The 25,930-nt window shown below is 64.1% G+C and carries 21 protein-coding genes; 10 read left to right on the top strand and 11 right to left on the bottom strand.

Annotated features, from left to right (window positions below):
• Nucleotides 1–38: 38 nt before the first annotated feature.
• From LSG43_RS10960 to fliI, 3 genes are read right to left on the bottom strand one after another with little or no spacing between them, the layout of a single operon-like run.
• Nucleotides 39–380, bottom strand: a complete 342-nt coding sequence (locus tag LSG43_RS10960) for an MmcQ/YjbR family DNA-binding protein (RefSeq protein WP_231804016.1) — start codon at nucleotides 378–380, stop codon at nucleotides 39–41.
• Nucleotides 381–392: 12 nt separating this feature from the next.
• A complete protein-coding gene (gene fliJ / locus LSG43_RS10955; RefSeq protein ID WP_231804014.1) occupies nucleotides 393–803 on the bottom strand; it encodes a flagellar export protein FliJ in 411 nt (136 codons plus the stop codon).
• Between the two features lie 19 nt (nucleotides 804–822).
• Entirely contained in the window at nucleotides 823–2,160 is a 1,338-nt protein-coding gene (fliI, locus tag LSG43_RS10950; protein WP_231804012.1) for a flagellar protein export ATPase FliI, read from the bottom strand.
• Nucleotides 2,161–2,579: 419 nt separating this feature from the next.
• Between fliI and ctrA the strand changes: the two genes are divergently transcribed.
• Nucleotides 2,580–3,281 carry a response regulator transcription factor CtrA gene (gene ctrA / locus LSG43_RS10945; protein WP_231804010.1) on the top strand — a complete coding sequence of 234 codons (702 nt, stop codon included), beginning with the start codon at nucleotides 2,580–2,582 and terminating at the stop codon, nucleotides 3,279–3,281.
• A gap of 80 nt (nucleotides 3,282–3,361) precedes the next feature.
• Here ctrA and LSG43_RS10940 read toward each other — a convergent pair whose 3' ends face one another.
• Nucleotides 3,362–4,165 carry a DUF2189 domain-containing protein gene (locus LSG43_RS10940; RefSeq protein ID WP_231804008.1) on the bottom strand — a complete coding sequence of 268 codons (804 nt, stop codon included), beginning with the start codon at nucleotides 4,163–4,165 and terminating at the stop codon, nucleotides 3,362–3,364.
• Nucleotides 4,166–4,480: 315 nt separating this feature from the next.
• Between LSG43_RS10940 and LSG43_RS10935 the strand changes: the two genes are divergently transcribed.
• Nucleotides 4,481–4,996, top strand: a complete 516-nt coding sequence (locus LSG43_RS10935) for a DUF2867 domain-containing protein (RefSeq protein WP_231804006.1) — start codon at nucleotides 4,481–4,483, stop codon at nucleotides 4,994–4,996.
• Between the two features lie 31 nt (nucleotides 4,997–5,027).
• On the opposite strand, the gene LSG43_RS10930 is transcribed toward LSG43_RS10935, so the two are convergent.
• The 3 genes from LSG43_RS10930 to LSG43_RS10920 all read right to left on the bottom strand — a co-directional run bounded on the left by LSG43_RS10930 (nucleotide 5,028) and on the right by LSG43_RS10920 (nucleotide 6,700).
• Nucleotides 5,028–5,387 (bottom strand): response regulator, encoded by a 360-nt coding sequence (locus LSG43_RS10930; RefSeq protein WP_231804004.1) that lies wholly within the window; start codon nucleotides 5,385–5,387, stop codon nucleotides 5,028–5,030.
• Nucleotides 5,388–5,497: 110 nt separating this feature from the next.
• Entirely contained in the window at nucleotides 5,498–6,157 is a 660-nt protein-coding gene (gene chpT / locus LSG43_RS10925; protein ID WP_231804002.1) for a histidine phosphotransferase ChpT, read from the bottom strand.
• Nucleotides 6,158–6,274: 117 nt separating this feature from the next.
• Nucleotides 6,275–6,700, bottom strand: coding sequence for a YHS domain-containing (seleno)protein (locus LSG43_RS10920; protein WP_231804000.1), 426 nt, complete (start codon nucleotides 6,698–6,700; stop codon nucleotides 6,275–6,277).
• A 245-nt stretch (nucleotides 6,701–6,945) separates the two neighbouring features.
• On the opposite strand from LSG43_RS10920, the gene LSG43_RS10915 reads away from it, so the two are divergent.
• Together LSG43_RS10915 and LSG43_RS10910 are read left to right on the top strand one after the other, a co-directional pair.
• The gene (locus LSG43_RS10915; protein WP_231803998.1) at nucleotides 6,946–7,527 is read left to right on the top strand and encodes a DUF1134 domain-containing protein; all 582 of its coding nucleotides are present in this window, start codon (nucleotides 6,946–6,948) and stop codon (nucleotides 7,525–7,527) included.
• Between the two features lie 196 nt (nucleotides 7,528–7,723).
• On the top strand, nucleotides 7,724–8,875 hold the full coding sequence (locus tag LSG43_RS10910) for a coiled-coil domain-containing protein (protein ID WP_231803996.1): 1,152 nt from the start codon (nucleotides 7,724–7,726) through the stop codon (nucleotides 8,873–8,875).
• 10 nt (nucleotides 8,876–8,885) lie between these two features.
• Here the strand turns inward: LSG43_RS10910 and LSG43_RS10905 are convergent, their stop codons facing one another.
• Complete coding sequence (locus tag LSG43_RS10905) at nucleotides 8,886–9,542, bottom strand: pyridoxamine 5'-phosphate oxidase family protein (RefSeq protein WP_231803994.1); 657 nt, start codon at nucleotides 9,540–9,542, stop codon at nucleotides 8,886–8,888.
• Nucleotides 9,543–9,626: 84 nt separating this feature from the next.
• Between LSG43_RS10905 and pdxR the strand changes: the two genes are divergently transcribed.
• The 6 genes from pdxR to LSG43_RS10875 all read left to right on the top strand — a co-directional run bounded on the left by pdxR (nucleotide 9,627) and on the right by LSG43_RS10875 (nucleotide 19,237).
• Nucleotides 9,627–11,063, top strand: a complete 1,437-nt coding sequence (pdxR, locus tag LSG43_RS10900; protein WP_231803992.1) for a MocR-like pyridoxine biosynthesis transcription factor PdxR — start codon at nucleotides 9,627–9,629, stop codon at nucleotides 11,061–11,063.
• Nucleotides 11,064–11,263: 200 nt separating this feature from the next.
• The gene (metH, locus tag LSG43_RS10895) at nucleotides 11,264–14,989 is read left to right on the top strand and encodes a methionine synthase (protein WP_231803990.1); all 3,726 of its coding nucleotides are present in this window, start codon (nucleotides 11,264–11,266) and stop codon (nucleotides 14,987–14,989) included.
• A gap of 343 nt (nucleotides 14,990–15,332) precedes the next feature.
• Entirely contained in the window at nucleotides 15,333–16,241 is a 909-nt protein-coding gene (gene osmF / locus LSG43_RS10890; RefSeq protein ID WP_439652025.1) for a glycine betaine ABC transporter substrate-binding protein OsmF, read from the top strand.
• Between the two features lie 112 nt (nucleotides 16,242–16,353).
• The gene (locus LSG43_RS10885; RefSeq protein WP_231803988.1) at nucleotides 16,354–17,556 is read left to right on the top strand and encodes an ABC transporter permease; all 1,203 of its coding nucleotides are present in this window, start codon (nucleotides 16,354–16,356) and stop codon (nucleotides 17,554–17,556) included.
• The gene (locus LSG43_RS10880) at nucleotides 17,553–18,488 is read left to right on the top strand and encodes an ABC transporter ATP-binding protein (protein WP_231803986.1); all 936 of its coding nucleotides are present in this window, start codon (nucleotides 17,553–17,555) and stop codon (nucleotides 18,486–18,488) included. The genes LSG43_RS10885 and LSG43_RS10880 overlap by 4 nt, the downstream gene beginning before the upstream one ends.
• On the top strand, nucleotides 18,485–19,237 hold the full coding sequence (locus tag LSG43_RS10875) for an ABC transporter permease (protein ID WP_231803984.1): 753 nt from the start codon (nucleotides 18,485–18,487) through the stop codon (nucleotides 19,235–19,237). The genes LSG43_RS10880 and LSG43_RS10875 overlap by 4 nt, the downstream gene beginning before the upstream one ends.
• Here LSG43_RS10875 and LSG43_RS10870 read toward each other — a convergent pair.
• The 3 genes from LSG43_RS10870 to LSG43_RS10860 are packed head-to-tail and all read right to left on the bottom strand — an operon-like array spanning nucleotide 19,234 to nucleotide 25,875.
• Nucleotides 19,234–20,112 carry a transglutaminase family protein gene (locus tag LSG43_RS10870; protein ID WP_231803982.1) on the bottom strand — a complete coding sequence of 293 codons (879 nt, stop codon included), beginning with the start codon at nucleotides 20,110–20,112 and terminating at the stop codon, nucleotides 19,234–19,236. The genes LSG43_RS10875 and LSG43_RS10870 overlap by 4 nt on opposite strands.
• 12 nt (nucleotides 20,113–20,124) lie before the next feature.
• Nucleotides 20,125–22,494 carry a circularly permuted type 2 ATP-grasp protein gene (locus LSG43_RS10865; protein WP_231803980.1) on the bottom strand — a complete coding sequence of 790 codons (2,370 nt, stop codon included), beginning with the start codon at nucleotides 22,492–22,494 and terminating at the stop codon, nucleotides 20,125–20,127.
• Nucleotides 22,495–22,536: 42 nt separating this feature from the next.
• Nucleotides 22,537–25,875, bottom strand: a complete 3,339-nt coding sequence (locus LSG43_RS10860) for a transglutaminase family protein (protein ID WP_231803978.1) — start codon at nucleotides 25,873–25,875, stop codon at nucleotides 22,537–22,539.
• Between the last annotated feature and the right edge of the window lie 55 nt (nucleotides 25,876–25,930).

Raw genomic sequence — 25,930 nt, 5'->3', positions numbered from 1 at the left:
AACAATTTTGCGTCAGTCAACAGATGTTCGGGGGCGGGCTACCGTGCGGCGGCGTCATACGCTTTCAAATGCTTTTTCAGCGCTTTCGCTCGCCATATGGCTTCGAAGAGATGCGCAAAGCGCGCGGGATCGAGCGTTTTCAGGCGGGCAAGGACGTAGGGATAGTCCTTGTAGTGATCGGTGATGAAGAAAGTATCGCCGCCGGTTTCGAGAATGAAATCGCGGTCGTCCATGGAAACGCACTGCATGGCGATGATGCCGGGCTCGCGCTCGCGCAGCAGGAAATGCCTGCCAACCTTGAGCGATGCGGTGCCATGGGTCACGGCGTCGGCGACGCCGGGATATTCGAGGGCAACGGCGCGGATGTCGTTAAAGTCCATCCGCTTCCCCGGTTACCGCCGGTGGCGGATGCGGCCGATTTCGTCGTATTCGGCCTGTTCTTTCTTGAGCGCTTCGGCGTTTTCGCGCGCATGCTCGCGCTGGTCGAGCAGCTCGACCTTCTTGAGGTCTTCGATCGCTTCAGCGAGTTCGTCCTGGGCGGCCTCGAGCTTTTCGCGCATGTCGTTGGCCGAAACCAGGAGGTTGTCGCGGCGGGTCATCGCGGCCTTGGCGAACGTCGAATAAGCGAAGTGCGCGGTGTCGGTGATGCCGGTCTTCTGCTGTTCGATTTCGATCTGCTGGTCGAGTTCGGCGGCCATGCGCTCGAAATCGCCGATCATCGTCTCGATCTGAAGGACCTGGCGTCGCTTCTCGTCGACCTGGAACTTCTTGAGCCGGATCAAGCTCGCGCTCTTCGACTTCATGACTTGTACTCCTTACACATCAAGCCGCCTGATCGCCCCCGCCACCGGTTTCCAGGATCGCCGCGAGCAAATTGTACCCGTCGGCAATCGAGGTGCGTTCGTCCCCCCTCTGGCTCAAAAACGCCTCCAGAGCGGGGTTGAGCGCGATGGCGCGGTCAACCTTTGGATCCGATCCTTTCCGGTAAGCCCCCAGCCGGATCAGTTCCTCCATGTCGGCGAAAACCGACATCAGTTCCCTTGCCTTGCTGAGCGTCGGCCTGAAGTCTTCCGGCACGCAACCCGGCATGGTCCGCGATACGGAGCGCAATACATTGACCGCCGGAAACCGCCCGCGTTCGGCAATGGACCGCTCCATGACAATGTGGCCATCGAGGATGCCGCGCACAGCGTCCGCAATGGGTTCATTGTGGTCATCACCTTCCACCAAAACGGTAAACAGACCGGTAACGGAGCCGGAATCTTTGAGTCCGGGGCCCGCACGTTCGAGCAGGCGCGGCAGCTCGGTGAAGACCGTCGGCGGGTAGCCCTTGGCTGTGGGCGGCTCGCCGATGGCAAGCCCGATTTCGCGCTGGGCCATGGCAAAGCGCGTGAGGCTGTCCATCATGCACAGGACGCGCTGGCCGTGATCGCGGTAATATTCAGCGAGCGTCATGGTGAGATACGCCGCCTGACGGCGCATCAGCGCGGATTCGTCGGAGGTCGCGACGATGACGATGGCCTTCTTCATCCCCTCTTCGCCAAGATATTCGGAGATGAACTCCTGCACCTCGCGGCCACGCTCGCCGATGAGCCCGATAATGGCGACGTCGACATCGGTATTGCGCGCGAGCATCGACATCAGCACCGACTTGCCGACGCCCGAGCCGGCGAAAATGCCCATGCGCTGGCCTTCGCAGCAGGTGGTGAAGGTGTTGAGTACACGGACCCCCAGGTCGACCGGCGCGCCGACGCGGGCGCGCTCGTGGGCGGGCAGGGGCGTGTTGCGCAGACCGTACGGTTCGGCGCCGCGCAGGAGCGGCGCGCCGCCGTCTATGGGCTGGGCATCGGCGTTGATCGTGCGGCCGAGCCAGCTCTGGTCGGGGTAGACCGCGCCGTCATGGCCGGCAAAAACCGCCTTGCAGCCGAGGCGGACGCCCTCGACTGGGCCGAAGGGCAGGCAGAGCGCGAGCCCGTCGCGGAAGCCGATGATTTCGCACGGCAGCGTTGCGCCGGACTGGGTTTCGATGAAAACGCGACCCCCGACGCGCAATTCGCGCACCGGGCCCACGACCTCGATCAGCAAGCCCTGGACGGTCTTGACGCGCCCGAACACCTCGATCTCGTCGATGGCCTCGATGTCGGAAATCAAAGACTGCACGGCGTCCGCCTATCCTCATGGTGCCCCAATCTGATTGTGTATGATTCGGGCCTTGCCTGTCGCGTCGGTAACCGGACGTTAATTTCGGTGCGATATTGGGAGGTGTTGAGCAAAATTTTCTCCTCCGGGCGAGGTATGCTCATTTCCCCGACATAGCCGGCAATTCACCGAGTCCCAAGAGTCGCTTGAAGGGCTTTCTTAACGTAAAGAATTAAGAAAAATTTCTGGAAAATTTTAAGCAAAATCATAGGCTTAATAAGTTTCAGCGTTAATCCGGATTGCATATTGCCCAACCGAATTAAACTTTGTTAACTAATTGCCGGTAGGTTCGAATCGTACCCAGTAGGGTTTGGTTAAGGTTGACGGGAAAGATCGCGTCTTCCCGGTTCCAGTAGGAACCTAAGGTTAAGGGGATAGGCATGCGTGTACTCTTGATTGAGGACGACAGCGCGACCGCGCAGAGCATCGAGTTGATGCTCAAATCCGAAAGTTTCAACGCGTACACCACCGACCTCGGCGAGGAAGGTGTCGATCTGGGCAAGCTTTATGATTACGACATCATTCTGCTTGACCTCAATCTGCCCGACATGAGCGGCTATGAAGTGCTGCGCACGCTCCGCGTTGCGAAGGTTCAGACGCCGATCCTCATCCTTTCGGGTCTCGCGGGTATCGAGGACAAGGTCCGGGGCCTCGGGTTCGGCGCCGACGACTACATGACCAAACCCTTCCACAAGGACGAACTGGTGGCGCGCATCCACGCGATCGTGCGACGCTCCAAGGGTCACGCCCAGTCGGTCATCAACACCGGCGATCTCAGCGTCAATCTCGACACCAAGACCGTCGAAGTGGGCGGCCAGCGCGTGCACCTCACGGGCAAGGAATACCAGATGCTGGAGCTCCTCTCGCTCCGCAAGGGCACCACGCTCACCAAGGAAATGTTCCTCAACCACCTTTATGGCGGTATGGACGAGCCCGAGCTCAAGATCATCGACGTCTTCATCTGCAAGCTGCGCAAGAAGCTTTCAGTGGCGACGGCAGGCAAGAATTACATCGAAACCGTCTGGGGCCGCGGCTATGTGCTGCGCGAGCCCGACGAGGCGGAGTTTTCCGAAAGCGCGTAACCCCTTCCGCGCGTTTCTGGAGGCAAGAGAACAGGCCTCGCACCGTCCAGGTGCGGGGCCTTTCTCTTTGCCTGTTCCGGTTAAACCACGACGGCGCGGTAGAGATGCCAGGTCGCGTGCCCGAGGATCGGCAGCACGATCGCCAGTCCCACAAAGAGGGGCAGCGACCCGATAAAGAGCAGCGCCGCGACGATCAGGCCCCAGGCGAGCATGGGAACAAGATTGGCCATGACCGCGCGAAGCGAGAGCGCGACCGCGTCCGCCGCGGTGCCGCCGCGGTCGAGCAATCGCGGGAAGGCCACGACGGTCGATGCCAGGACCGCGAAGGCGAAGAAAAAGCCCACGAGATTGCCCCAAAAGAGCAGGCCCCAGCCCTGGGGTGTCGTAAAGACCGCCGCCAGAAGGCCGGGCAGGTTGGTCGGGCCGGTTTCGCCGAAGAAGGCGCCGTAGATCGCGTTGGCGGCAAGAAGCCACAGCCCGAACATCACCGCCAGTACCAGTCCGAGCGCGAGGATCGAACCGATCGCGGGCGAGCGCAGCACCATGAAGGCGTATGCCGGGTGGTCGTCCAGCCCCTGTTCGCGCCTTCGGCTGATCTCGTAAAGTCCGATCCCGGCGATGGGGCCGACGAGCGCGAAGCCGGTGGCGATGGGGTAAAGCAGCGAGAAGGTTTCCCCGCCTGCCGTCCAGACGGCCAGAACGAAACCGACTATAGGATAGATGATCACGAGGAAAATGTAGTGGGAGGGCCGTTCCCAGAAATCGGACGCGCCCTTTTTGAGAGCGGCAAAGACATCAGCGAGCGTTATCGAACGGATTCCGTCGACCTGCCCCTCGGCCCGGCCGGTGGCATTGTCGACATGTTCAGCCTCAAGTGCCGGCATATCCGCCTCCTTTGACGGTTGGGCGCACGCCATCGCGCTGCGCCTGTAGCGCCGGAGCCGGACCATCCAGGCTCCAGCCAAACTTAACGATAGCGCGAAACGGACAAATTGTCGCGGGGAACTCACACCAATGTGCGGCGGCCGGCGGCGCCCGCACCAGTTGCGACGATTCCGCGCATCGTGGGATAAAGTGCAGCGAGTTCAATGAGCTACAGGTTGCGTCGTGCAGCGCTGCGCTGGCATGCGACATCGGGGCAGAGTGATTGGTGCGCGCCGGGCGGTAGGATTGCCCCACTTCTTGCGGCGGAGAACCAGGTGCCTAAAGCGTTTCGTTATCCTCAGACCGGCGCGCTGATGCGCCACTACAGCGAAGGGGATTTTCTCGATTTCCAGATCGCACCGGTCCCCGAGCCGAGCCTTTCGGCGGCCGACCTTGCGCTGTTGACGGTCTTTGCCATGCCGCGCTGGGTGATGGTGCTTCTTGGCATTCGCAATGCGCTTGTCAAACCGTTTGGGCTCAAGACCGGTACAGAGCATGGTTACGCGCCCCCGACGCGCGAGGATATTCTCGAACGCCGGTATTCCGGGGCGTTCGCAGTGGATCATGTGAGCCCCGAGGAGGTGACGTTCGGGTCGAGCGACAGGCATCTCGATTTCAGGATTTCAGTCATCAAGACGCGCGCGCCGTCGGGTCATGTCGCGCTTGCGACATGGGTGCATCCGCACAATGTCTGGGGGCGGCTCTATCTCTGGGGCGTGCTGCCGTTCCACAAACTGATCGTCTGGCGCATGCTTGCCAATCTCAAGGACGAGGCGGGGCAGGCCACCTAGGTCACACGCTTACAGCTGCGGGCGCTTCGAACTAGAGGAAAGGCTGGAATTTGGCTTCCAGCGTGGCCCGGTCGAAGGGCTTGAGGATGTGGTCGTTGGCGCCGGCCTTGCGGGCCATGGCGATCTGGCCGATGTCGCGCTCGGTCGTGCAGTAGACCACCATAGGCTTGTCGCCGTCGTCGTATCCCCGCAGGGCCTTGAGGAATTCCAGCCCGCTCATGATCGGCATCTGCCAGTCGAGCAGGATGACATCGGGCATCTCGCGGCCGCATTTTTCGTAGGCTTCCTGGCCGTCCTCGGCTTCGTCGACGACGAAGTCCATGTTTTCCAGGATGCGGCGCGCGACCTTGCGAATGACGCTCGAGTCATCGACGATCAGGCACGATTTCATGATGCGTACTCCCCAGCGGGCCCGTTGCCACCGTAGGCGCCCGCACAAGGGCGCTCCGGCACTCTAGCCCGCAATGGTTATCGAACGCTTAGGAACCGGCGCGCAGGTCCTCAGTCGATATCGTGCGGCAGGGGATCGGCGGTAAAGCGCAATTCCTCGTTCTCGACACCGATATTGAGCCCCATATGGCACAGGCGGGCGAGAACGCCGGTGTAATAAGGCTGGATGCCACGGGCGTCGACGCTGCCGTCTTCGGGCGTTGCCGCCAGCAATCCCGCGGTGCCGCTGGGGATCAGCGTCTTGGGTCCGGCAGCGGTGATGGCGAAATTCTCTGTGCCCGGTTCGCCGCCGATTTCGACCGTGATCTTGCCGCCGCGCGGCACCGCCGCGATGGCGATCAGCAGCATGTTGAGGACGAGCTTGACCTTGTTTTTGGGGATGATGAGCGCGGGTATCTGCCAGTCGAGATCGGCTTTTTCCCCCGCAATGAGGAGCTTGGCGACGCGCTCGGCCTCGCGGGTATCGATATCGGTCCCGGCGGTCGAGGAGGCGCCGAAGGCAAGGCGCGCATATTCGAGCTTGGCGCGGGCCTGCCGCGTCGAATTCTCGATCAGTTCCTTGGCGAAATCGGCCATTTCGGCCTGGGAGGGATCGGAGAGGACCTCGAGCCCGTTGCCGATCGCACCGACCGGGTTGATCAGATCGTGGCATACGCGCGAGCACAGCAATGCCGCCAGATCCGCCGCTTCGAGTTCGACCGTGCTCGTCATGGCCTTGGTCCTGTCCTGGAATTGAGAATCACTTGTTCGCACTTTACAGGCCAGACCCGCCGCGGCAACGTTTTGTACCCGCACGGCGAAGACTTTGCCCAATATTGCCCCGGGCCGTCATTCGGCCATCGCGTCCGCGGCCCCGGCGGGTGGAACGAAGGGCGCAGCGCCGCGTGCCGGCGGCAGGCGCTCCCAATTGTCGAGGGCCTGGGCGAGCGCCGCCGGCCCGGCCAGGTCGAAGGCTTCGCGATTGCCCACCGAGAAAAACAGCAGCAGCCGGTCGCCGACAATGCGGTAAATCTGCGGATTGCCGTCCGAAAGGTAACCGCGGGACATCGCCATTGCGCCGTGCCCGCCAAAGAGCGGGGCATAGATTTCGGGCGCGCGGGCGAAGACGTCGCGATTGGCGGCGGAGGCGAAGTACCACGGTATGCCGGCCCATTCATGCACGTATTGGGGGGAGCCGCGCCGGGGTTCCGGGCCCGTGAAATAGGACACGGGATCGTACCCGTCGATGGCGACGCCGGTTAAGACGTTGGTCACAATGGATTGTTCCTGCGCGTACGCCGGGATGGGGGCGAAAAGGCATACGATTGCCATCAAGACGATTTGGTAAGACTTTGTAAGGGTTAAGATTTGTTTACTTCTTTGCCGCATGATCGCCCCAGATTTCCGCTATTGCATCGAAACAGCGGGCAAGTCCGATACTAGCAGCTGGCCGTATGGGCTTGGTTAACCGGCGGGGGCTCGGCCGGGGTGGCAAACGCGAGTTGGGAGCACGTATTTTGATGTTCAAACGCCTCATCGGGACCCTGAGTCTGTTGCTGTGCCTTTTAAGCCTGCCGGTTGCCGCGCAGTCGCAGGTACAGCCGCAAGGCTCGCTCTCGGACACCTATTCCACCAATGAATTGCTCGACGCCGGGCACCAGTTCTTCGGGTCGGTCGCGTCGGGCCTGGCCTCACTGATCGAGCGTGCGGTTGGGCAATATGGCCAGCCGAACGCCTACATACTGGGGCAGGAAGGTTCGGGCGCGCTCTTTGTCGGCGCCCGCTACGGCGAGGGGGTGATGTATACCCGCAACGCCGGCAATCACAACGTCTTCTGGCAGGGACCGAGCCTGGGGCTCAATATCGGCGCCGACGGCAGCCGGGTGATGATGCTGGTCTACAACCTGCCCGCGATCGAATCGATCTACGACCGGTATCCGGGCGTCGACGGGTCGATCTACGCGGTCGGCGGGCTGGGCATGACGGCGCTCAAGCGGCACAACGTGGTCGTCGTGCCGATCAGCGCCGGCATCGGGGTGCGCGCTGGGATTTCCGTGGGCTATCTCAATTTCACGCGCGAGCCGACCTGGAACCCCTTCTAGGGCGCGTTCATTTACCCGATAAAGCAGAATTGATGCCGCATCCGGGCGCCGGGTGCGGCATTGTCGCGAATGCGCCTCCGGGCGGATGACGCGGCGTCTCGGTTCCGGTAAGGTTAAACAAAGGTCAATCTGGCCGGAATTTCAGGACCGTGGCAGATTGCGAGGGACGTAAAAAGCCCCGTTGGGGACGAGGTCTATGGGAATCGGTATCGAGCATATCATGTATGCTGCGCTGGGGTTTCTGGCTGCCGGACTATTGGCCGTCGCGATCGTGCCGGCCATCTGGAACCGCGCCGTGCGTCTCACCAAGCGCCGCATCGAGGCGGTGACGCCGGTGACGCTCAACGAATTCCGCGCCGACAAGGACAAGCTGCGGGCCGAGTTCGCGATTGCGACGCGGCGGCTGGAGATGCGCATCGAGCGGCTGCGCGGCAAACTCGTCGAGGCCAGCGTTGCGATCGACAGCCAGATTCAGGAAATCGCGGCGCTCAAGGCCGAGCGCGACGAGCAGTATGATGCGATCAGCGCCCTCAAGGTGCGCGAGCAGGAGCTTGTGGCGCAGATCCGCAATCTCGAGCGCGACGCGGCATCGCTCGCGGCGATGGTGCACCGGGAGGCATCGGCCGGTCCCGCGGAGCGGTTGCTCGGGCCGGACGAGGATGAGAGTGACATCCGCGGCGACCAGTTGACGGGGGATTACCGGTCGGACGTCGAGGACCTGCTGACGGCGCTTTCGCTGGAGCGGCAGCGCAATTCCTTTCTTGAAGAGCAGGCCGAACTGCTTCTGGCGCGGCTCGACAAGAAGAAAAAGCGGGACACGGCGAGCGACGAGGCCATTGCGCTCCTGCGCGATACGCTCGCCAAGGGCGATCCTTCGAGCGCTGCGCGGCTGGCGCTGCACGACGCGGAGGCGCGTATCGCCAATGCCGAGGCGCGGCTGAGCGCGCTTCTGTCGGATGCCGACGAGGCAGGCGGCGATGCCAACGGACACGCGGCGCTCTCGCTTGCGGACGAATTGGGCCAGGCCGAGCGGCTCGATACGCTCAAGGACGCCGTTCTCTCGCTCGAAAAAGACGCGGCGCGCGGCTGGGGGACGAAGAAATACGACCCGGCTGCACTGCGGGCGCGGCTCGCGGAGGTCGCGGCCGATACCGCGCGGCTCGTTTATAGCGAAGACGCGCGCGAGATCGAGGCGGCGGAAACCGAAAGCCTTTTCGACCGCGTCCGGAAGTTTGCCGGTGATGGGGTCGAGTTCGAGGATATGCCCCTCGAAGCCGAGCAGACGGCGCCCGCGCGCGGTTCGGTCGCCGACCGGATGGCCGCGTTGCGCAACCTGCAGGAGCGGTAGGCGCTCCGCCCTACGCGAACTTCGCGCGCGCCTTGGCGGCCGAGGGCGGCGGAGGCAATTCTCCCGGATAGAGACCGTCCCCGACCGGATGCCCAAGCCCTGTCACGATCGGGATGACACCGGCCCAGATGGGCAGTGCGTGGTCGTCCTGCTCGTCGACGGGCGGCCCGTGCCGGATTTTGGCGGAGGTCGCCTCGATCTCGAGCGCCAGGACGCCGGTGGCCTTGCGCTCCTTGGGCAGCATGGGGCGCACTTCCTCCCAGCGGTCGGGCAAAAGGTGCTCGGTGATGAGCTTGAGCGCCAGTTCGATTTCCTCGAGGTCGGTCACGAGCCGGGTGTGGCCGTGCACCACGGCGGCGCGGTAGTTCATCGAATGATGGAATCCCGAGCGCGCGGCGACGATGCCGTCGAGCTGTGTGACGGTCATCGTGATGGGGTCGCCGTCCTTGTGCATGGCGACGATGCGCGCCTTGGAGGCGCCGTGGAGATAGATCGTGTCGCCATGACGGGCATAGGCCATCGGGATCACCATGGGGCGTCCCTCGGCGATGAAGCCCACGTGGCCGACGAGCCCGGTATCGAGAATGGCGTTGACGGTCGCCGCGTCGTAGTGCGCGCGGCGGGGCTGACGGGCCCGGGCGTAATCGGGGGGCGTGTGGACGTTCATCACCGGATCTTTCGATTGAAAGCAATGGGCTCTTGATCGCGGACCAGTTAGCGCCTTAAACTGGCCTTCCGAAAGGGCCAGTAGATGACATTTTCCGAGGACCAGTTTGTTGCCGACCTGATCGCGCTCGACCGGGACGGTGGGGCCTTGCCCGAGCAGATCTACCATGCCGTGGGCGATGCGGTGCGCACCGGGCGCATTCCGCCCGAAGGCGCATTGCCGAGTTCGCGTGCGCTGGCGCGGGAGCTGGGCGTTTCGCGCAATACGGTCAATGCGGCGTACGAATTGCTGCGCGCGGACGGAATCATTGCGGTTCGACAAGGCGCGGCACCGCGAATTGGGGCCGGCCCCGAGATCGAGCGCGCGCGGAGCGCGCCGCGTGTTCATGCCCCTCGGCTCTCGGCGCGCGGCGCGCACCTTGCCGAACGGCGGCGCCAGGCCATGTCCGATGTCGGGCTGCTCGAGCCCGGCGCGCCGGTCGAGGATCTCTTTCCCGCCGACGAGTGGGCGCGCTGCCTGCGGCGGGTCGCGCGGCGGCGGTACGGGGCGGAGGCGATGTATGCCAATGTCGCCGGACTGCAGAGCCTGCGCGTGGCGCTAGCGGAGCATCTGCAGCGCTGGCGGGGCGTTGTGGCGACGCCCGAGCAATTGATCGTTGTGCCTTCGGCTCAGGCGGCGCTTACCCTCGCGGCGTTGTGCCTGGCCGATCCGGGCGATACGGCGCTTGTTGAGTCCCCGGGCTATTGGGGCGCGCGTATCGCGTTCGCGCAGGCGCAGCTTCAATTGCGCGCGCTCGAAGTCGATGCCGATGGGGCTGACCCTGACTGCGCCGCAGATGCCAATGCCCGGCTCATCTACGTCACCCCCTCGCACCAGTTTCCCACCGGCGCCCGTATGCCGCTGACGCGCCGCATGGCGCTGCTCGAGCGGGCGCGGCGGAGCGGCGCGGTCATCCTCGAGGACGATTACGACAGCGCGTTCCTCTGGCGCGGCCGGACCATCGCGGCGATGCAGGGGATCAGCGCGGGGGCCGAGGTCATCTATCTCGGCACGGCCTCCAAGAGCCTGCTGCCGGGGTTGCGGCTGGCCTATATGGTGGTGCCCGAACCACTGGTCGAGGCTTTTTCTCAGGTGCAGCGGCATATGGGGCTGCGCGTCAACATCCACGCGCAGGCGGCGCTCGCCGAATTCATCGAAACCGGCGCGCTCACGACGCATCTGCGGCGTATCGCCAGGACCTACGAGGCGCGCGGGCGGCTGCTGGTCGAAACGCTGCGGTTGGTCCTAGGCGACCGGGTCGAGGTGGAAATGCCCATGGGCGGCGTGCAGACCGTCGTCACTTTCCGCGGCGCGGTGGACGATGAGGCGGTGTCGCTGCGCATGCAGAAGGCGGGGTTCAACACGCCCGCGCTGTCGGGCTACTGTATCGGCGAACCCCGCGTCGGGTTGATCGTGGGGTTTGCCGAGGCGACGCCGGATATCGCCGCACGGTTTGCGCGGACGCTGGCCGCTGCGGTTTAGTCGTCCACCTGCGCGACGGCAATGACAGCATGAGGGATCCCGGCGTCGGACCGGTCCGTTTATTGACATAAAGATTTCTTTATGTCTTTGTGCCGATCCGACGAACACCTAAATAATGGGCCCATTCTGGGCCGCGCATAGCCGGAGCTTAACCTTCGGCGGGGTATCGAGTGCGCGGACGGGTTTCAGGAGAGAGAGCCATGGCGGAAAAGCGGACGGCGCAGGATTATCAAGAGGTTCTCGCGAGCCTTCAGAAGGCTGCTTCGGAGCGTATCCTGATGCTCGACGGCGCCATGGGGACGATGATCCAGCGGCTCAAGCTGGGTGAGGACGATTTCCGGGGCGACCGGTTCAAGGATTGGGAAAAGCCGCTCCAGGGCAATAACGACCTTCTGTGCATCACCCAGGCCAAGGCCATCGAGGACATCCATTTCGACTACGCCATGGCGGGCGCGGATATCCTTGAAACCAACACGTTTTCCGGCACGACCATCGCGCAGGCGGATTATGCCGCGGAGGCGCTCGCCTACGAGATCAACGTCGCGGGCGCCGATGCTGCGCGCAGGGCGGCGATCCGGGCCGAAGCGGCCGATGGACGCCGGCGCTATGTCGCGGGCGCCGTGGGGCCCACCAACCGAACGGCGTCGATTTCCCCGGACGTCAACAACCCCGGCTTCCGCGCGGTCACCTTCGATGAACTGCGCATCGCCTATGCCGAGCAGATCGAGGGGCTGATCGACGGCGGGTCGGACCTCCTGCTGATTGAAACCATCTTCGATACGCTCAATGCCAAGGCGGCGGTCTTTGCGGCCGAGGAGGTCTTTTACAAGCGCGGCATCCGCCTGCCGCTGATGATTTCCGGCACGATCACCGACCTTTCGGGCCGGACGCTCTCGGGGCAGACGCCGACGGCGTTCTGGTATTCGCTTAAGCACGCCAAGCCCTTCACCTTCGGGCTCAACTGCGCGCTCGGGGCCAACGCGATGCGTGCACACGTGTCCGAGATTTCGGAAATCGCCGATGCGCTCGTGTGCACCTATCCCAATGCCGGGCTGCCCAATGAATTCGGCGAGTATGACGAGAGCCCAGAATTCATGGCGCGCCAGATCGAGGGCTTCGCGCAGGAAGGGCTGCTGAACGTCGTCGGCGGCTGCTGCGGCACCACGCCGGAACATATCAAGGCCATTGCCGAGGCAGTGTCGAAATACCCCCCGCGCGTGCCGCCCAAGCCCGAACCGCGCCTGCGGCTTTCCGGGCTCGAGCCGTTCACGCTTACCGACGACATTCCCTTCGTCAACGTGGGTGAGCGCACGAACGTCACGGGGTCGGCCAGGTTCCGCAAGCTGATCACGGCAGGCGACTACACGACAGCGCTCGAAGTTGCGCTGGCGCAGGTCGAGAACGGCGCCCAGGTCATCGACATCAATATGGACGAGGGGCTGATCGACTCCGAAAAGGTGATGGTCGAATATCTCAACCTCGTCGCATCGGAGCCCGACATCGCCAAGGTGCCGGTCATGGTCGATTCCTCGAAATGGGAGGTGATCGAGGCCGGGCTCAAATGCATCCAGGGCAAGGCCATCGTCAATTCGATTTCCTTGAAGGAAGGCGAGGAGAAATTCCGCGAGCAGGCGCGGCTGTGCAAGCTCTATGGCGCCGCTGTCGTCGTCATGGCGTTCGACGAGACCGGACAGGCCGATACCAAGGAGCGCAAGGTCGAAATCTGCACGCGCGCCTATCGTCTGCTTGTCGATGAGCTCGATTTCCCGCCCGAGGACATCATCTTCGACCCCAACATCTTCGCAGTCGCCACCGGCATCGAGGAGCACGACAATTACGGCGTCGACTTCATCGAAGCGACGCGGGAAATTACCGACACGCTGCCGCACGCGCATGTTTCGGGCGGCGTCTCCAATCTCTCGTTCTCGTTCCGCGGTAACGAGACCGTGCGCGAGGCGATGCACGCTGTGTTCCTCTACCATGCCATCAAGGCGGGGATGGACATGGGCATCGTCAATGCCGGGCAACTCGCGGTTTACGAATCCATCGAGCCCGAATTGCGCGAGGCATGCGAGGACGTGGTCCTCAACCGTCGGTCCGACGCGACCGAACGGATGCTGGATCTTGCCGAACGCTACAAGGGGCAGACGCGCGAAGCCAAGGCCAAGGATCTCTCCTGGCGCGAAAAGCCCGTCAACGAGCGGATTTCGCACGCGCTCGTCAACGGCATCACCGAATATATCGAAGAGGACACCGAAGAGGCGCGACAGCAGGCGGAAAAGCCGTTGCACGTCATCGAGGGGCCGTTGATGGACGGGATGAACATCGTCGGCGAGCTCTTCGGCGACGGCAAGATGTTCCTGCCGCAGGTGGTCAAATCCGCACGCGTGATGAAGCAGGCGGTGGCCTATCTTCTGCCGTTCATGGAGGACGAGGCCGACGGCCAGCAGCGCAGCGCCGGCAAGGTGCTGATGGCGACGGTCAAGGGCGATGTGCACGATATCGGCAAGAACATCGTCGGCGTCGTGCTGGCGTGCAACAACTACGAGATCATCGATCTGGGCGTCATGGTGCCGACCCAGAAGATCCTCGAGACCGCGCGCGAGCAGAAGGTCGACGTGATCGGACTTTCCGGGCTCATCACGCCCTCGCTCGACGAGATGGTGCATGTCGCCTCCGAAATGGAGCGCGAAGGCTTCGACATACCGCTTCTGATCGGCGGGGCGACGACGAGCCGCGTCCATACGGCGGTGAAGATCCACCCGAAATATTCCCGTGGCCCGACGATCCACGTTAAGGACGCGTCGCTGGCGGTCAATGTCGTCTCCAAGCTGCTCTCGAAGGAAGCGGCGAACGACTACGTCAAGACCATCGCGCAGGAATATGAGGGCGTCGCGGCCAAGCACCGGAAGTCCGAAGCCGACAAGACGCGCATGCCGCTCGCCACCGCGCGCGAGAACGCGTTCAAGGCCGATTTCTCGGCCTATACGCCCAAGGCGCCGTCCTTTCTTGGGACGAAGGTGCTCGACGACTGGGACCTGGGCGAATTGGCGCAATACATCGACTGGACGCCTTTCTTCCAGGCGTGGGAGTTCAAGGGCGTCTACCCAAAGGTCCTCGATGACGAAAAGCAGGGCGAGGCCGCGCGGCAGCTCTTCACCGACGCCAAGGCGATGCTGGAGCGGATCATTGCGGAAAAGTGGTTCACTCCCAAGGCGGTCGTCGGGTTCTGGCCGGCCAATCGCGACGGGGACGACGTCAAGCTTTTTACCGGCGAGGACCGGAGCGCGGAATTGGCGAAATTCTTCACGCTGCGCCAGCAACTCACCAAGTCCGGCGACAAGCCCAATGTGGCGCTGGCGGATTTCATGGCGCCCGAGGGCACGCCGGACTACGTGGGCGGGTTCTGCGTCACCGCCGGGTTCGAGGAAATCGAGATCGCCGACCGGTTCGACGAGGAGAACGACAACTATTCCTCGATCCTCGTCAAGGCCCTAGCAGACCGGTTCGCCGAGGCGCTCGCCGAGCGATTGCACGAAAAGGTGCGCAAGGAGCTCTGGGGTTATGCGGACGGCGAAGCCTTCACCCCCGACGAACTGATCGGGGAGCCCTATAAGGGCATCCGGCCGGCTCCCGGCTATCCTGCCCAGCCCGACCACACCGAAAAGACGACGCTGTTCAACCTGCTCGAAGCCGAGGAGAAGATCGGGGTCAAGCTCACCGAGAGCTATGCGATGTGGCCGGGCTCCTCGGTCTCAGGGCTCTATTTCGCACATCCCGAAAGTTATTATTTCGGGGTCGCGAAGGTCGAGCGCGATCAGGTCGAAGACTACGCCGCGCGCAAAGGCATGGCCGTGGCCGATGTCGAGCGGTGGTTGGGGCCGGTGCTCAACTACGTGCCCGGGGACGAGAAGGCGGCAGGGTAGGCAAGCCCGGTCCTTGATCTGGATCAACGACCAATCCAACCTGCGGCGGGACAATGCGGCAACCTGTTGAAAGGAGCCGTAGGCGTGCCCGCAGAACCTCTTTGGATTGTCGTCAGCATCACCGTCGCGTTTGGCGCGCTTGGATTGGCATTGGTCTTTGCCGAGATGACCGCGAACGCAAAAGCGATCCCCTGGGAGAAAGAGCAAAGACGCAGGAAGCCGTAGGGCGGGCGACACTGGTGCGATCGATTTGATCACTTTTTGTTCTTTTTGGGGTAGCCAATCGCGCTGCAATCTGTAGGCTATGCAAAAGTGAACGAACAATCGGACCGGGAGAGAAACGATGCGTTCCACGATTGCACTTTTTGGCGCTGCGGCGCTTGTGGGGATGACGGCGACGGCGAGCTTCGGGCAGGTCGTGGTTTCGTCGAAGATCGACACCGAGGGCGGCGTTCTGGGCAACATCATCTACCAGATGCTCGAGGCCAACGAGATCCCGGTCGAGGACCGGATCCAGCTCGGCGGCACGCCCATCGTGCGCGAGGCGATCACCTCGGGGCAGATCGATATCTATCCCGAATATACCGGCAATGCCGCGTTCTTCTTCAATCAGGCGGACGAGCCGATCTGGAACGATGCGCAGGCAGGCTATGAGCGAGCGGCCGAGCTCGACCTTGAGGCCAACGACATCGTCTGGCTGATGCCGGCTCCGGCCAACAACACCTGGGCGATTGCCGTGCGCTCGGAGATCGCCGAGGAAAACGGGCTCGAGACTCTCTCGGATTTCGGGGAATACATTTCGGGCGGCGGGGAGATCATCCTTGCAGCCTCGAGCGAATTCGTGACCTCGCCCGCTGCGCTGCCGGCGTTCCAGGAAGCCTACGGGTTCGAGCTTTCCTCCGATCAGCTCATCACGCTTTCGGGCGGCGACACGGCAGCGACCATCGCGGCGGCGGCGCGGCAGACCTCGGGCGCCAACGCGGCCATGGTCTACGGCACCGACGGCGGCATCGCGCCTTCGGGCCTTGTGGTCATGGACGATGACAAGGGCGTGCAACCGGTCTATCTGCCCGCGCCGATCATACGCCAGGAGGTCCTGAGCGAATATCCGGCCATCGAGGAGATTCTCGCGCCGGTTTTCGAATCGCTTTCGCTTGAAACGCTGCAGGAGCTCAACGGCCGTGTGCAGGTCGGCGGCGAGCCTGCCGGGGCGGTGGCCGAGGACTACCTCACCTCCAACGGGTTCCTTTAAGGACCGGGGTCGCCACGATCCGTTCTGAACATATGCGGCGCCGGGCGGTTTCCGTTTGGCGCCGCGTGTGTCTACGCTCAGCGCATGTGATCGATTCGGGAACGCCTCACTCATGAGCCTTGCGACCGGACGCGCCGGACTGTCTCCCGTTTCGATCTCGCGGCTCGACAAGCTCGGCGTGGTCACGACGCTGATCGCGCTTGCGGGGCTGTTCCTCCAGCCCTTCATGCTGTTCCGCGCCAATCGGATCGTCCTGGGGGATCCGCTCGAGCTCTGGCAGTCGCTGCCCGCGTTCGTCTGGGTGCCGACGCTTGGTGTCATCCTCGCCGGTATCGGGCTCACGCTGGTGAAAACGCCGCGTACTGTGCGTCTTTCGGCCGGCGTTGCCGTGCTCGCGCTGCTTGCGGTCGTCGTGGGCGTTTCGGCGTCCTATCTCACCCCCGAGGGCGATAGCTTCGCACGCGTTTCGCCCGGTGGCGGGTTCTGGATACTCATATTTGCCTTCGCGCTTTCCGTCACCGATAGCGTCGCGCGGCTCAGGCTTGGTCCGGTGCCGCGCGTTCTCGCGCTGGCCGCCGTCGGCGTTGTGCTCGCGGCGATCCTTTATTCCGGGCTCTGGAGCGACCTCTCGATTCTCAAAGAGTATGCGGGCCGCGCCAACAGCTTCTGGCAACAGGTGCAGGTCCACCTCGTGCTCGCGCTCGGCTCGATGGCCGCTGCCGCCGTGTTCGGTATCCCGCTCGGGATCGTAAGCTATCGCATCGTGCGCGTCCGGGCGGCGATCCTCAACGCCCTCAACATCGTCCAGACGATCCCGTCGATGGCGATGTTCGGGCTTTTGATCGCGCCGATGGCATGGGTTGGGGCAACGATCCCCGGCGCGGCGGAACTGGGGATCGGCGGTATCGGCGTCGCCCCTGCGTTCCTTGCGCTTTTCGCCTATTCGCTGCTGCCCGTCGTCTCGAATACCGTTGTCGGGCTCGATACGGTCCCGCGCGAGCCCAACGACGCGGCGCGCGGCGTGGGGATGACCGACCTTCAACGCTTGGTGCGGATCGAAATGCCGCTGGCCTTCCCGGTCATCCTCACCGGTATCCGTATCGTGCTCGTCCAGAACATTGGCCTCACCGTCATCGCCGGGCTCATCGGCGGCGGAGGGTTGGGCACATTCGTTTTCCAGGGCATCAGCCAGACGGCGATGGACCTCGTCCTGCTCGGCGCCATCCCGGCGGTCGCGATGGCCTTCGCCGCCGCCATCGTTCTCGACGCCGGCGTCGAACTGAGCCGTCCCAAAGGCGCGGGAGCGCAAAGATGATCGAAATCGACGGCCTCACAAAGGTCTATGACACGACGACGGTCGTGGACGACGTTTCGCTTTCCGTCGAGGCCGGCGAGGTCGCCGCCGTGGTCGGCACCTCGGGCTCGGGCAAGACGACGCTTCTGCGCATGATCAACCGGCTGGTCGAACCGACCTCCGGTACGGTCAGGATCGAGGGCCGGGACAACCGGGAGGTCGCGCCTTACGAATTGCGCCGCCACATCGGCTACGCTATCCAGGGGCACGGGCTTTTCCCTCACCATACGGTCGGGCGCAATATCGGAACGGTGCCCAAGCTTTTGGGCTGGGACAAGCAGAAGATTGCCGCGCGCGTCGACGAACTGCTCGACCTTTTCCAGCTTGATCCCGCGCATTTCCGGGACCGCATGCCGCACGAACTTTCCGGTGGGCAGAAGCAGCGCGTGGGCGTCGCTCGCGCGCTCGCGGCGGGGCCGTCGCTTCTCTTGATGGACGAGCCCTTCGGCGCGCTCGATCCCATCATTCGCGCCAAGGCGCAGGACGATCTTCTCGACATCCAGCGCCGGCTCGGAACCACAATCGTGCTCGTCACCCACGACATGGACGAAGCGATCAAGCTGGGGAACCGCATCGCGGTGATGGACGAGGGCAAGCTTTTGCAATACGCGCGGCCCCAGGACATCATCGCCAAGCCCGCTACCGACTTCGTCGAGGCGCTCCTGGCGAGCGGCGAGCGCGCCTTCAGAATGTTGTCCCTCACCCATGTGGACGAACTCGTCGAACCCGGCGCGGCCGATGGCGAGCCGATTGCCGGCACCGCGTCCCTGCGCGAGGCCTATGCGCTGCTCCTCTGGACGCGGCGCGACGCATTACCGGTCATACGCAACGGCGAAATCATCGGCCGCGTTACGCGCGCCGCGCTCGACGACAAAGCGGCGGCACCGCAATGAAGTGGGCGCTCGGGCTCCGGCTTGTCGCGGTTGTGCTTCTGGCGGCGTTTATCTTCGCGCCGGAAATGTTCGCGCCCGTATTTGCGCCGCTCACCCAGTTCGGCGCGCCGCCGATCTATACCCAGAGTGCGATTCTCGATCTGACCCTGAGCCATCTCATGCTCGTGGGCGCGGCGACATTGGCGGCCACCATTCTCGCGGTCGGGCTGGCCATACTCGTCACGCGCCCCTTCGGGGCCGAGTTCCTGCCGCTTTCGCGTTCGCTCGCCAATATCGGACAGACGTTTCCCCCGGTCGCCGTCCTTGCACTGGCCGTACCGGCAATGGGCTTCGGGGCCGGGCCGACACTGGTTGCGCTCTTTCTTTATGGTCTCCTGCCGATCTTCGAAAACGCACTTACGGGCCTTGAGAGTCTTTCGCCCTCCGTCCGCGAGGCGGCGCGCGGGAGCGGGATGACGGGGCTGCAGCGGCTCGTCCGGGTCGAGTTGCCGCTCGCCTTCCCGGTCATTCTCGCCGGCATCCGGCTCTCGGTCGTCATCTCGCTCTCGACCGCCACGATCGGGTCCACAGTGGCGGCCAAGACGCTGGGGGAGGTGATCATCGCCGGGCTCTTGTCCAACAACACGGCCTTCGTGCTCCAGGGCGGGCTGGTCGTCGGCGTCTTGGCGGTGCTGATTTACGACGGCTTCGTCGCCATCGAGAAGATCGCGGCGCGGCGCATGGGACAAAGCGTGCCGGGGACCGCCTAGGCGACCTCGAGCACGTCCACCGCCTGCGAGGTTTCATGCCCGCCGGCGCTGCGCAGGACCCCGACGATCGGGCTCACATCGGCATAGTCCCGACCATAGCCGATGACGATATGGTCCCGCCCAGCTGGCATGGCGTTGGTGGGGTCGAACTCGATCCAGCCGGCCTCGCGCCCGCACCAGACGGTCACCCAGGCGTGCATGGCGTCGGCGCCCTCGAGCCGGGGCTGGCCCTCGGGCGGGATGGTGCGCAGAAAGCCCGAAACATAACCCGCCGGTATTCCCAGTCCGCGCAGCCCCGCGATCATGATGTGCGCGAAATCCTGGCACACGCCCCGCCGCAGTTCGAAGGCTTCGTCGAGGGCCGTATCCACCTTGGTGGCGTTCCCGTCATAGGCGAAGTCGGCGTTGATGCGCAGGCACAAATCGTTGGCGATCTCGCGCACGGTCCGCGCGGCGTGAAGGCTTTGCCGGGCATAGGCTGTGACGCTGGGAGAGGCCGCGACGCGTGGGCTCGCGCCTAGGAAATGATGGGGCGATGTGGCCCCCATGCTCGGGCACTTCTCGATGTCGGAATAGAGTGTGCCGAGGTCGGGCGTAAGGTCTATGTCGCCGTCCGAGCGCTCAACATCGACCCGCGCGGTCATGGTGACCTGAAGCGCATCGTGGGGGGCGCGGAACGCGAGAGCCGCGACGCGCGTGCCGAAAAAATCGGTGAATTCGGTGTGCTCCGAGGGTGTTGGCGACACCGTCAGGGTCGAGGCGACGACCCTTTGAATGCCGGGCAGTGTGCGCGGGCATACCCGCACGTGATGCCGCCCGCCGGACACGGGAGGGTCGTATCCGTAGTCGAGGGTGAGCTTGACGTCGTAGAGCATGGCGCCTTCCCCTCAGCCGAAATAGGCCTGAGCGATGGAATTGGAAATCTCCCCGAGCCCGTTTGCGACCTCGATGAGGTTTTCAGGGGTCACTTCGGCGCTATCGATGACAGCGAGCTGGGTGTGGAGCCGAAGCGCGAGCTTGGCGGTTTCCGAGAGTTGGCCTTCTACAACCCCGTGGGGCAGCGCCTTGAGCTGTTCGAGCAATTCGGTCATCTGGAAGATCACCGAGCGCGGGTTCAGCGGGTCGGTGATCAGAAGCTCCGTCGCGCCGAGGCCGCCAAGGCTGTAGCCATAGCGACGGCGGTGCGTCATGACGCTGTCGCCGATTTCGAGAAGCATGTCGATGGCGCCGTCGGGGGCGTCGTCGCGCCCAAACCAGGCCGCCGCATCGGCAATCTGGATGCCGCGCTCGAGGCGGCGGCCGATCTCGAGGAAGCGCCAGCCGGCGAACCGGTACATGTTTTCGTGCACGAGGCCGGAAAAACCGGCCAGCTTGCGCAGCAGCACCGTCATGGCGCGGGTTGCGTCGTCGCCGGGCTTTATGACCCTGGCAAAGCGCTGCGCGGTTTTTTGCAGGTCGGTCAGGGCCAGCCACCCGTCGGGCGAAAACCGATCGCGGATCTGGCTTGCCGAGCGTACGGCGCCGTCGAATGTCGAGAGCAGGCCCTGCGGAACCGGTTCCGCCGTATCGAGGCCCAATGCTTCGAGATATTCGCTGGTCGCCACCAGAAGCGGGTGGGTCTCCGACCCGGTTTCAGCCAGCCGCAAATGGTAGGCGCGCAGGATGCGCACCATCGCTTCGCAGCGTTCGGCATAACGTCCCAGCCAGATCAGGTTGTCCCCGGCGCGCGAGGGGAGATTGCCCGATGGGGTCCGTTCGACCATGGTGCTGGACCCGGCGAGCAAGGACACCTGCTCGACGGGCTTTTCGCTCACCACCCAGACGTCGGCGGCCTGGCCGCCACGCTGCATGGCGATGGCGGAGGTGTCGAGCGAATAGCCGACACGCGCAAAGCCGCCCGGCATGATCGACCAGCCGTTTTCCGTCCGCGCGGCGTAGACCCGCAGCGTAACCGGCCGCGGTTCTAGCACGCCGCCGATATAGACCGGGGCGGTCGAGAGCGTCACCGCTTCCTGGGCGGCAAAGGATTTGGGCGCCGCCTCGATCCTTTCGAGCAATGCTTGATGGTCGGGCTCGCTCAAGTTCGCCGCTGCCTGTGTGGCGCCATCGTCATCGATAGCGAGCAAGGTCGAGAATGCCGGACCGACAAGCATGTCGGGCAGATGTTCGCGGACATAGTCGCGCGCCAAGGTGCCGCCGCACCACCAGGTTGCGATATTGGGCAGCAGGAGGTCCGTGCCGAGGCGCGCCTGTGCGATAGCGGGCAGGAACGCGCCAAGGGCGCGGGTTTCAAGAACGCCGGCGCCCAGCGCGTTGACGAAATTGATCGTCCCGCGCCGGACGGCTTCGACCATGCCTGGCGTTCCGATTTCGCTGTCCTGGCGCAACTCCAGCGGGTCGGTGAACTCGCCGTCGAGGCGGCGCCAGAGAACCGATACGGGCTTGAGGCCTGAAACCGTGCGCACCATCACCTCGCCGTCGACCACGACGAGGTCTTCCCCCTGAACGAGCAGGAAGCCCAGATAGCGCGCGACATAGGCGTGTTCGAAGTAGGTTTCGTTCAGCGGCCCCGGCGTCAGAATGCCGACGCGGCCCGATCCGTCACCGGAAAGGCGCGTTAAATTGTTGCGGAAGTCGCGGAAGAACGCCGCGAGGCGCCTAACATGCAGGGACCCGTAGACGTCCGAGAGCGCGCGGGTGGTTGCGACGCGGTTTTCGAGCGCAAAGCCTGCGCCAGAGGGCGCTTGCGTGCGGTCGCCCAGAACCCACCAACGGCCGTCCGGCCCGCGGCCGAGCTCAAAGGCGCAGAAATGCAGGTGATGGCCCGAAGCGGGCTTGATCCCGACCATGGGCCGAAGGAATGCAGGGTTCTGCGCAATCAGCTCGGGCGGCAGCAGCCCTTCGCGTACGAGTTCGTTATTGCCGTAGATGTCGGCGATAACGGTTTCGAGCAGGTCGGCGCGCTGGGTGAGCCCAGCCTCGATCTGCTGCCATTCGCTGTCGGCGATCAGGAGCGGGATATGGGCGAGCGGCCAGGCGCGTTCGCCCTGCTCGGAGCCCTCATACATGCGGTAGAAGACACCGGCGTCGCGCAGATACTGGTCGGCGCGCTGGAAGCGGGCTGTAAGCTCTTCTCCCCCCAACCGGTCGAGTGTGTGCATCAGGTCCAGCCAGCCGGGCTTGACCGAGCCGTCGGCCGCGACCATTTCGTCGGGCACGCCGGAAATCGGGCGATAGCTCGCGATCAGGTCAGGCATCTTGCGTACCCTCTTGCCTGAGGGAACGGGCTTTTTGCTCATCTACTGCCACTGGTGAGGCCGCCTTAGGTCCAGCGTCAGAGGAAACTCGGGCGCGGGCGCTTCGTCCGGCAAATCATATGCGCCCGCACTATGTCCGGCAGGGACAAAGCGCGCAAGCCGTCTTGCTTCGGCCTCGTTGGCGTTCACAGGAAACGTCTCGTAGTTGCGGCCCGCCGGGTGGGCGACATGATAGATGCAACCGCCGATCGCGCGGCGGGTCCAGGTGTCGTAGATGTCGAAGATCAGGGGCGCGTTGACCGGCAGTTTGGGGTGCAGGCCGGAGGCGGGTTGCCAGGCCTTGTAGCGCACCCCGGCGACGGACGTGCCCTGCGTCTCCGTTTTTGTGAGCGGCAGGCGGCGCCGGTTGCAGGCGACGGCGTAGCGGTCCGGGTTCGGCCCGGAGAGCCTGGCCTGCAGCCGTTCGACCGAAGAGTCGACATAGCGCACGGTGCCGCCGATGGCGCCGGTTTCGCCCATCACGTGCCAGGGCTCGAGCGCCTGGCGGATTTCGAGCGTATGCCCCTCGACAGCCACCTCGCCGCAGAACGGAAAACGGAATTCGAGCTGGGCGGCGAACCATTCGGGCCGCAAATCGAAGCCGTGGGCGCGCAGGTCGTCGAGCACGTCGAGGAAGTCGGCCCAGACATAGTGGGGCAGCATGAAGCGGTCGTGGAGCGTTGTGCCCCAGCGGGTAAACGTTCCCGTCACCGGCGCCTTCCAGAACCGGGCGATCAGCGCCCGGATCAAGAGTTGCTGGGCGAGGCTCATGCGCGCATTGGGCGGCATTTCGAAGCCGCGGAATTCGACGAGGCCGAGGCGCCCCGTGGGGCCGTCGGGAGAGAAGAGCTTGTCGATACAGATTTCCGCGCGATGCGTATTGCCCGTCACATCGACAAGCAGGTTGCGGAACAGCCGGTCGACGAGCCAGGGCAGCGGCGCCTCGCCTTCACCCGGGAAGGGGATTTGCGCGAGCGCGATTTCAAGCTCGTAAAGACTATCGTGCCGGGCCTCGTCCATGCGCGGCGCCTGGCTTGTGGGGCCGATGAAGAGGCCCGAAAAGAGGTATGAGAGCGCCGGGTGCCGCTGCCAGTGGAGAACGAGCGACTTCAAAAGGTCGGGACGGCGGAGGAACGGGCTGTCGTTCGGCGTCGCGCCGCCCACGACGACGTGGTTGCCCCCGCCCGTGCCGGTATGCTTGCCGTCGATCATGAACTTGTCGGCTCCCAGCCGGGAGAGCCGGGCTTCCTTATAGACCGCCTCGGTCGTTGCCTTCGTCTCCTCCCAGTTGGCGGAGGGATGAATATTGACCTCGATGACGCCGGGGTCAGGGGCGACGCGGATGACGTTCAGCCGCGGATCATGGGGTGGAGCGTAACCTTCGATATGGACGGGCAGCCCGAGCTTTTCGGCTGCCCTTTCGGCAGCGGCGACAAGTTCGAGATAGTCTTCGAGCCGTTCAGTCGGGGGCAGGAACACCGTCAGCCGGCCATTGCGCGGCTCGACGGTCAGCGCGGTGCGTACCTTGCCCTCGATATCGGAGATGTACTGTTCGATCCGCGTCTGCGCGATGGTCTCGTCGGCGGCAAAACGCGCCTCGGGCAGATCTCGGGCATCGGGCTCGGGCAGGATCAGTTCGCGCGGGGGCAGGGCCTCGCGCGGGATCGACGGGTCCTCGGGGACGACGTGGGGGTATTGCGTCGCGGGCACGTGGGGGAGCGAGCCGAGCGGCAGCCGGTAGCCCACCGGCGAATCCCCGGCGGCGAGAAAGAGTTTGCCGCGCCGGGTCTTCCAGACCTCCGTCAGCCAGCGCGGCTTTTGCGCCGGCGCGTTCCAGCGCTGGATGGGCATCACATAGCCCGTTGGTTCGGTCAGCCCGCGTGCGAAGACCTGCACCATGCGCAGGCGTTCCTCGGGATCCTTGAGCTCAGGGTTCGACGGGTCGACGTTTTCGGGCAGCTTGCCTTCTTTGAGAACCCAGTCGGCGGGGTCTTCATAGGCGGCGGCAATCGTCGCGCCGTCGAGCCCGAGCGCGTGGGCCATTTCGGTGATGAAGGCCTCGGCCTTTTCGGGAGGCGGGTTGGTTCCACCGGCTTCGGGCGCGATCAGGTCGGGATTTTTCCAGATCGGCTCGCCGTCCTTGCGCCAGTAGAGCGAGAAGGTCCAGCGCGGCAGGGTTTCGCCGGGATACCATTTCCCCTGCCCGTAGTGGAGCAGCCCGTCCGGCGCGAAGCGCTGGCGCAGGCGCTTGATCAGTATGTCCGCCTTCTCGCGCTTGGTCGGGCCCACCGCATCGGCGTTCCATTCCCCGCTTTCGAAATCGTCGATGGAGACGAACGTCGGCTCGCCTCCCATGGTAAGCCGCACGTCCATCGCCTCGAGCGCGGTGTCCACCTCCTTGCCCAGCGTGTCGAGCGCCTGCCAGCTCTCCTCGGAGAACGGCTTGGTGATGCGCGGGTGCTCGGCGACACGGGTCACCTGCATATCGAAGGAAAAATCGACATTGGCGAAGCTCGCCACCCCAGAGATCGGCGCGGCATTGGCATAGTGCGGCGTGGCGGCGAGGGGAATGTGGCTCTCGCCGGTCAGAAGCCCCGATGTCGGGTCGAGCCCCACCCAGCCGGCGCCGGGCAGATAGACTTCGGCCCAGGCGTGCAGATCGGTGAAATCGTGGTCGGTTCCCGACGGCCCGTCGAGGGCCTTGAGATCGGGCTTGAGCTGGATAAGGTACCCCGAGACGAAGCGCGCGGCGAAGCCCAGATGCCGAAGCGTCTCCACCAGCAGCCAGCCTGTATCCCGGCACGAACCCTTGGCGCGCTCGAGCGTTTCCTCGGGTGTCTGCACGCCCGGCTCCATGCGCACGATGTAGCCGATTTCGCGCTGAAGCCGCGCGTTGAGATCGACGACGAAATCGACCGTATTCCGGGGCGTCCGGTCGATGGAGGCCAGAAGCGCTTCGAGGCGTGGACCCTTCACCTCGTCCGTCTTGCGGTAGATCTCGAGGTCCGGGGCGATGGTTTCGGGATAGTCGAACGGCCAGGTTTCGGCCTCCGGCTCGACGAAGAAATCGAACGGATTATACACCGTCATGTCGGCGGTGAGGTCGACCTCGATCTTGAGCTCGCGGACCGGTTCGGGAAAGACGTAGCGGGCCTGGAAATTTCCGTAGGGGTCCTGCTGGATATTCACGAAGTGGTTTTCGGGCGCCACCTTGAGCGAATGGCTCAGCACCTTGGTACGTGAATGGGGAGCAGGCTGGAGGCGGATGATCTGCGGGCCGAGGGTGACCGGGCGATCGTATCTATAGTGCGTAAGGTGATAGATCGCGGCCTTGATCGCCATCGTCGTACTCCCGAACTTCGGCCTTTGTCGCGGTTTCGAACAGCAAATCCATTAC

This window comes from Pelagibacterium xiamenense, assembly GCF_021166475.1.
Taxonomy (GTDB): domain Bacteria; phylum Pseudomonadota; class Alphaproteobacteria; order Rhizobiales; family Devosiaceae; genus Pelagibacterium; species Pelagibacterium xiamenense.
The sequence above is the reverse complement of the archived record's forward strand: the minus strand, read 5'-3'. Positions and strand labels throughout refer to the sequence as shown.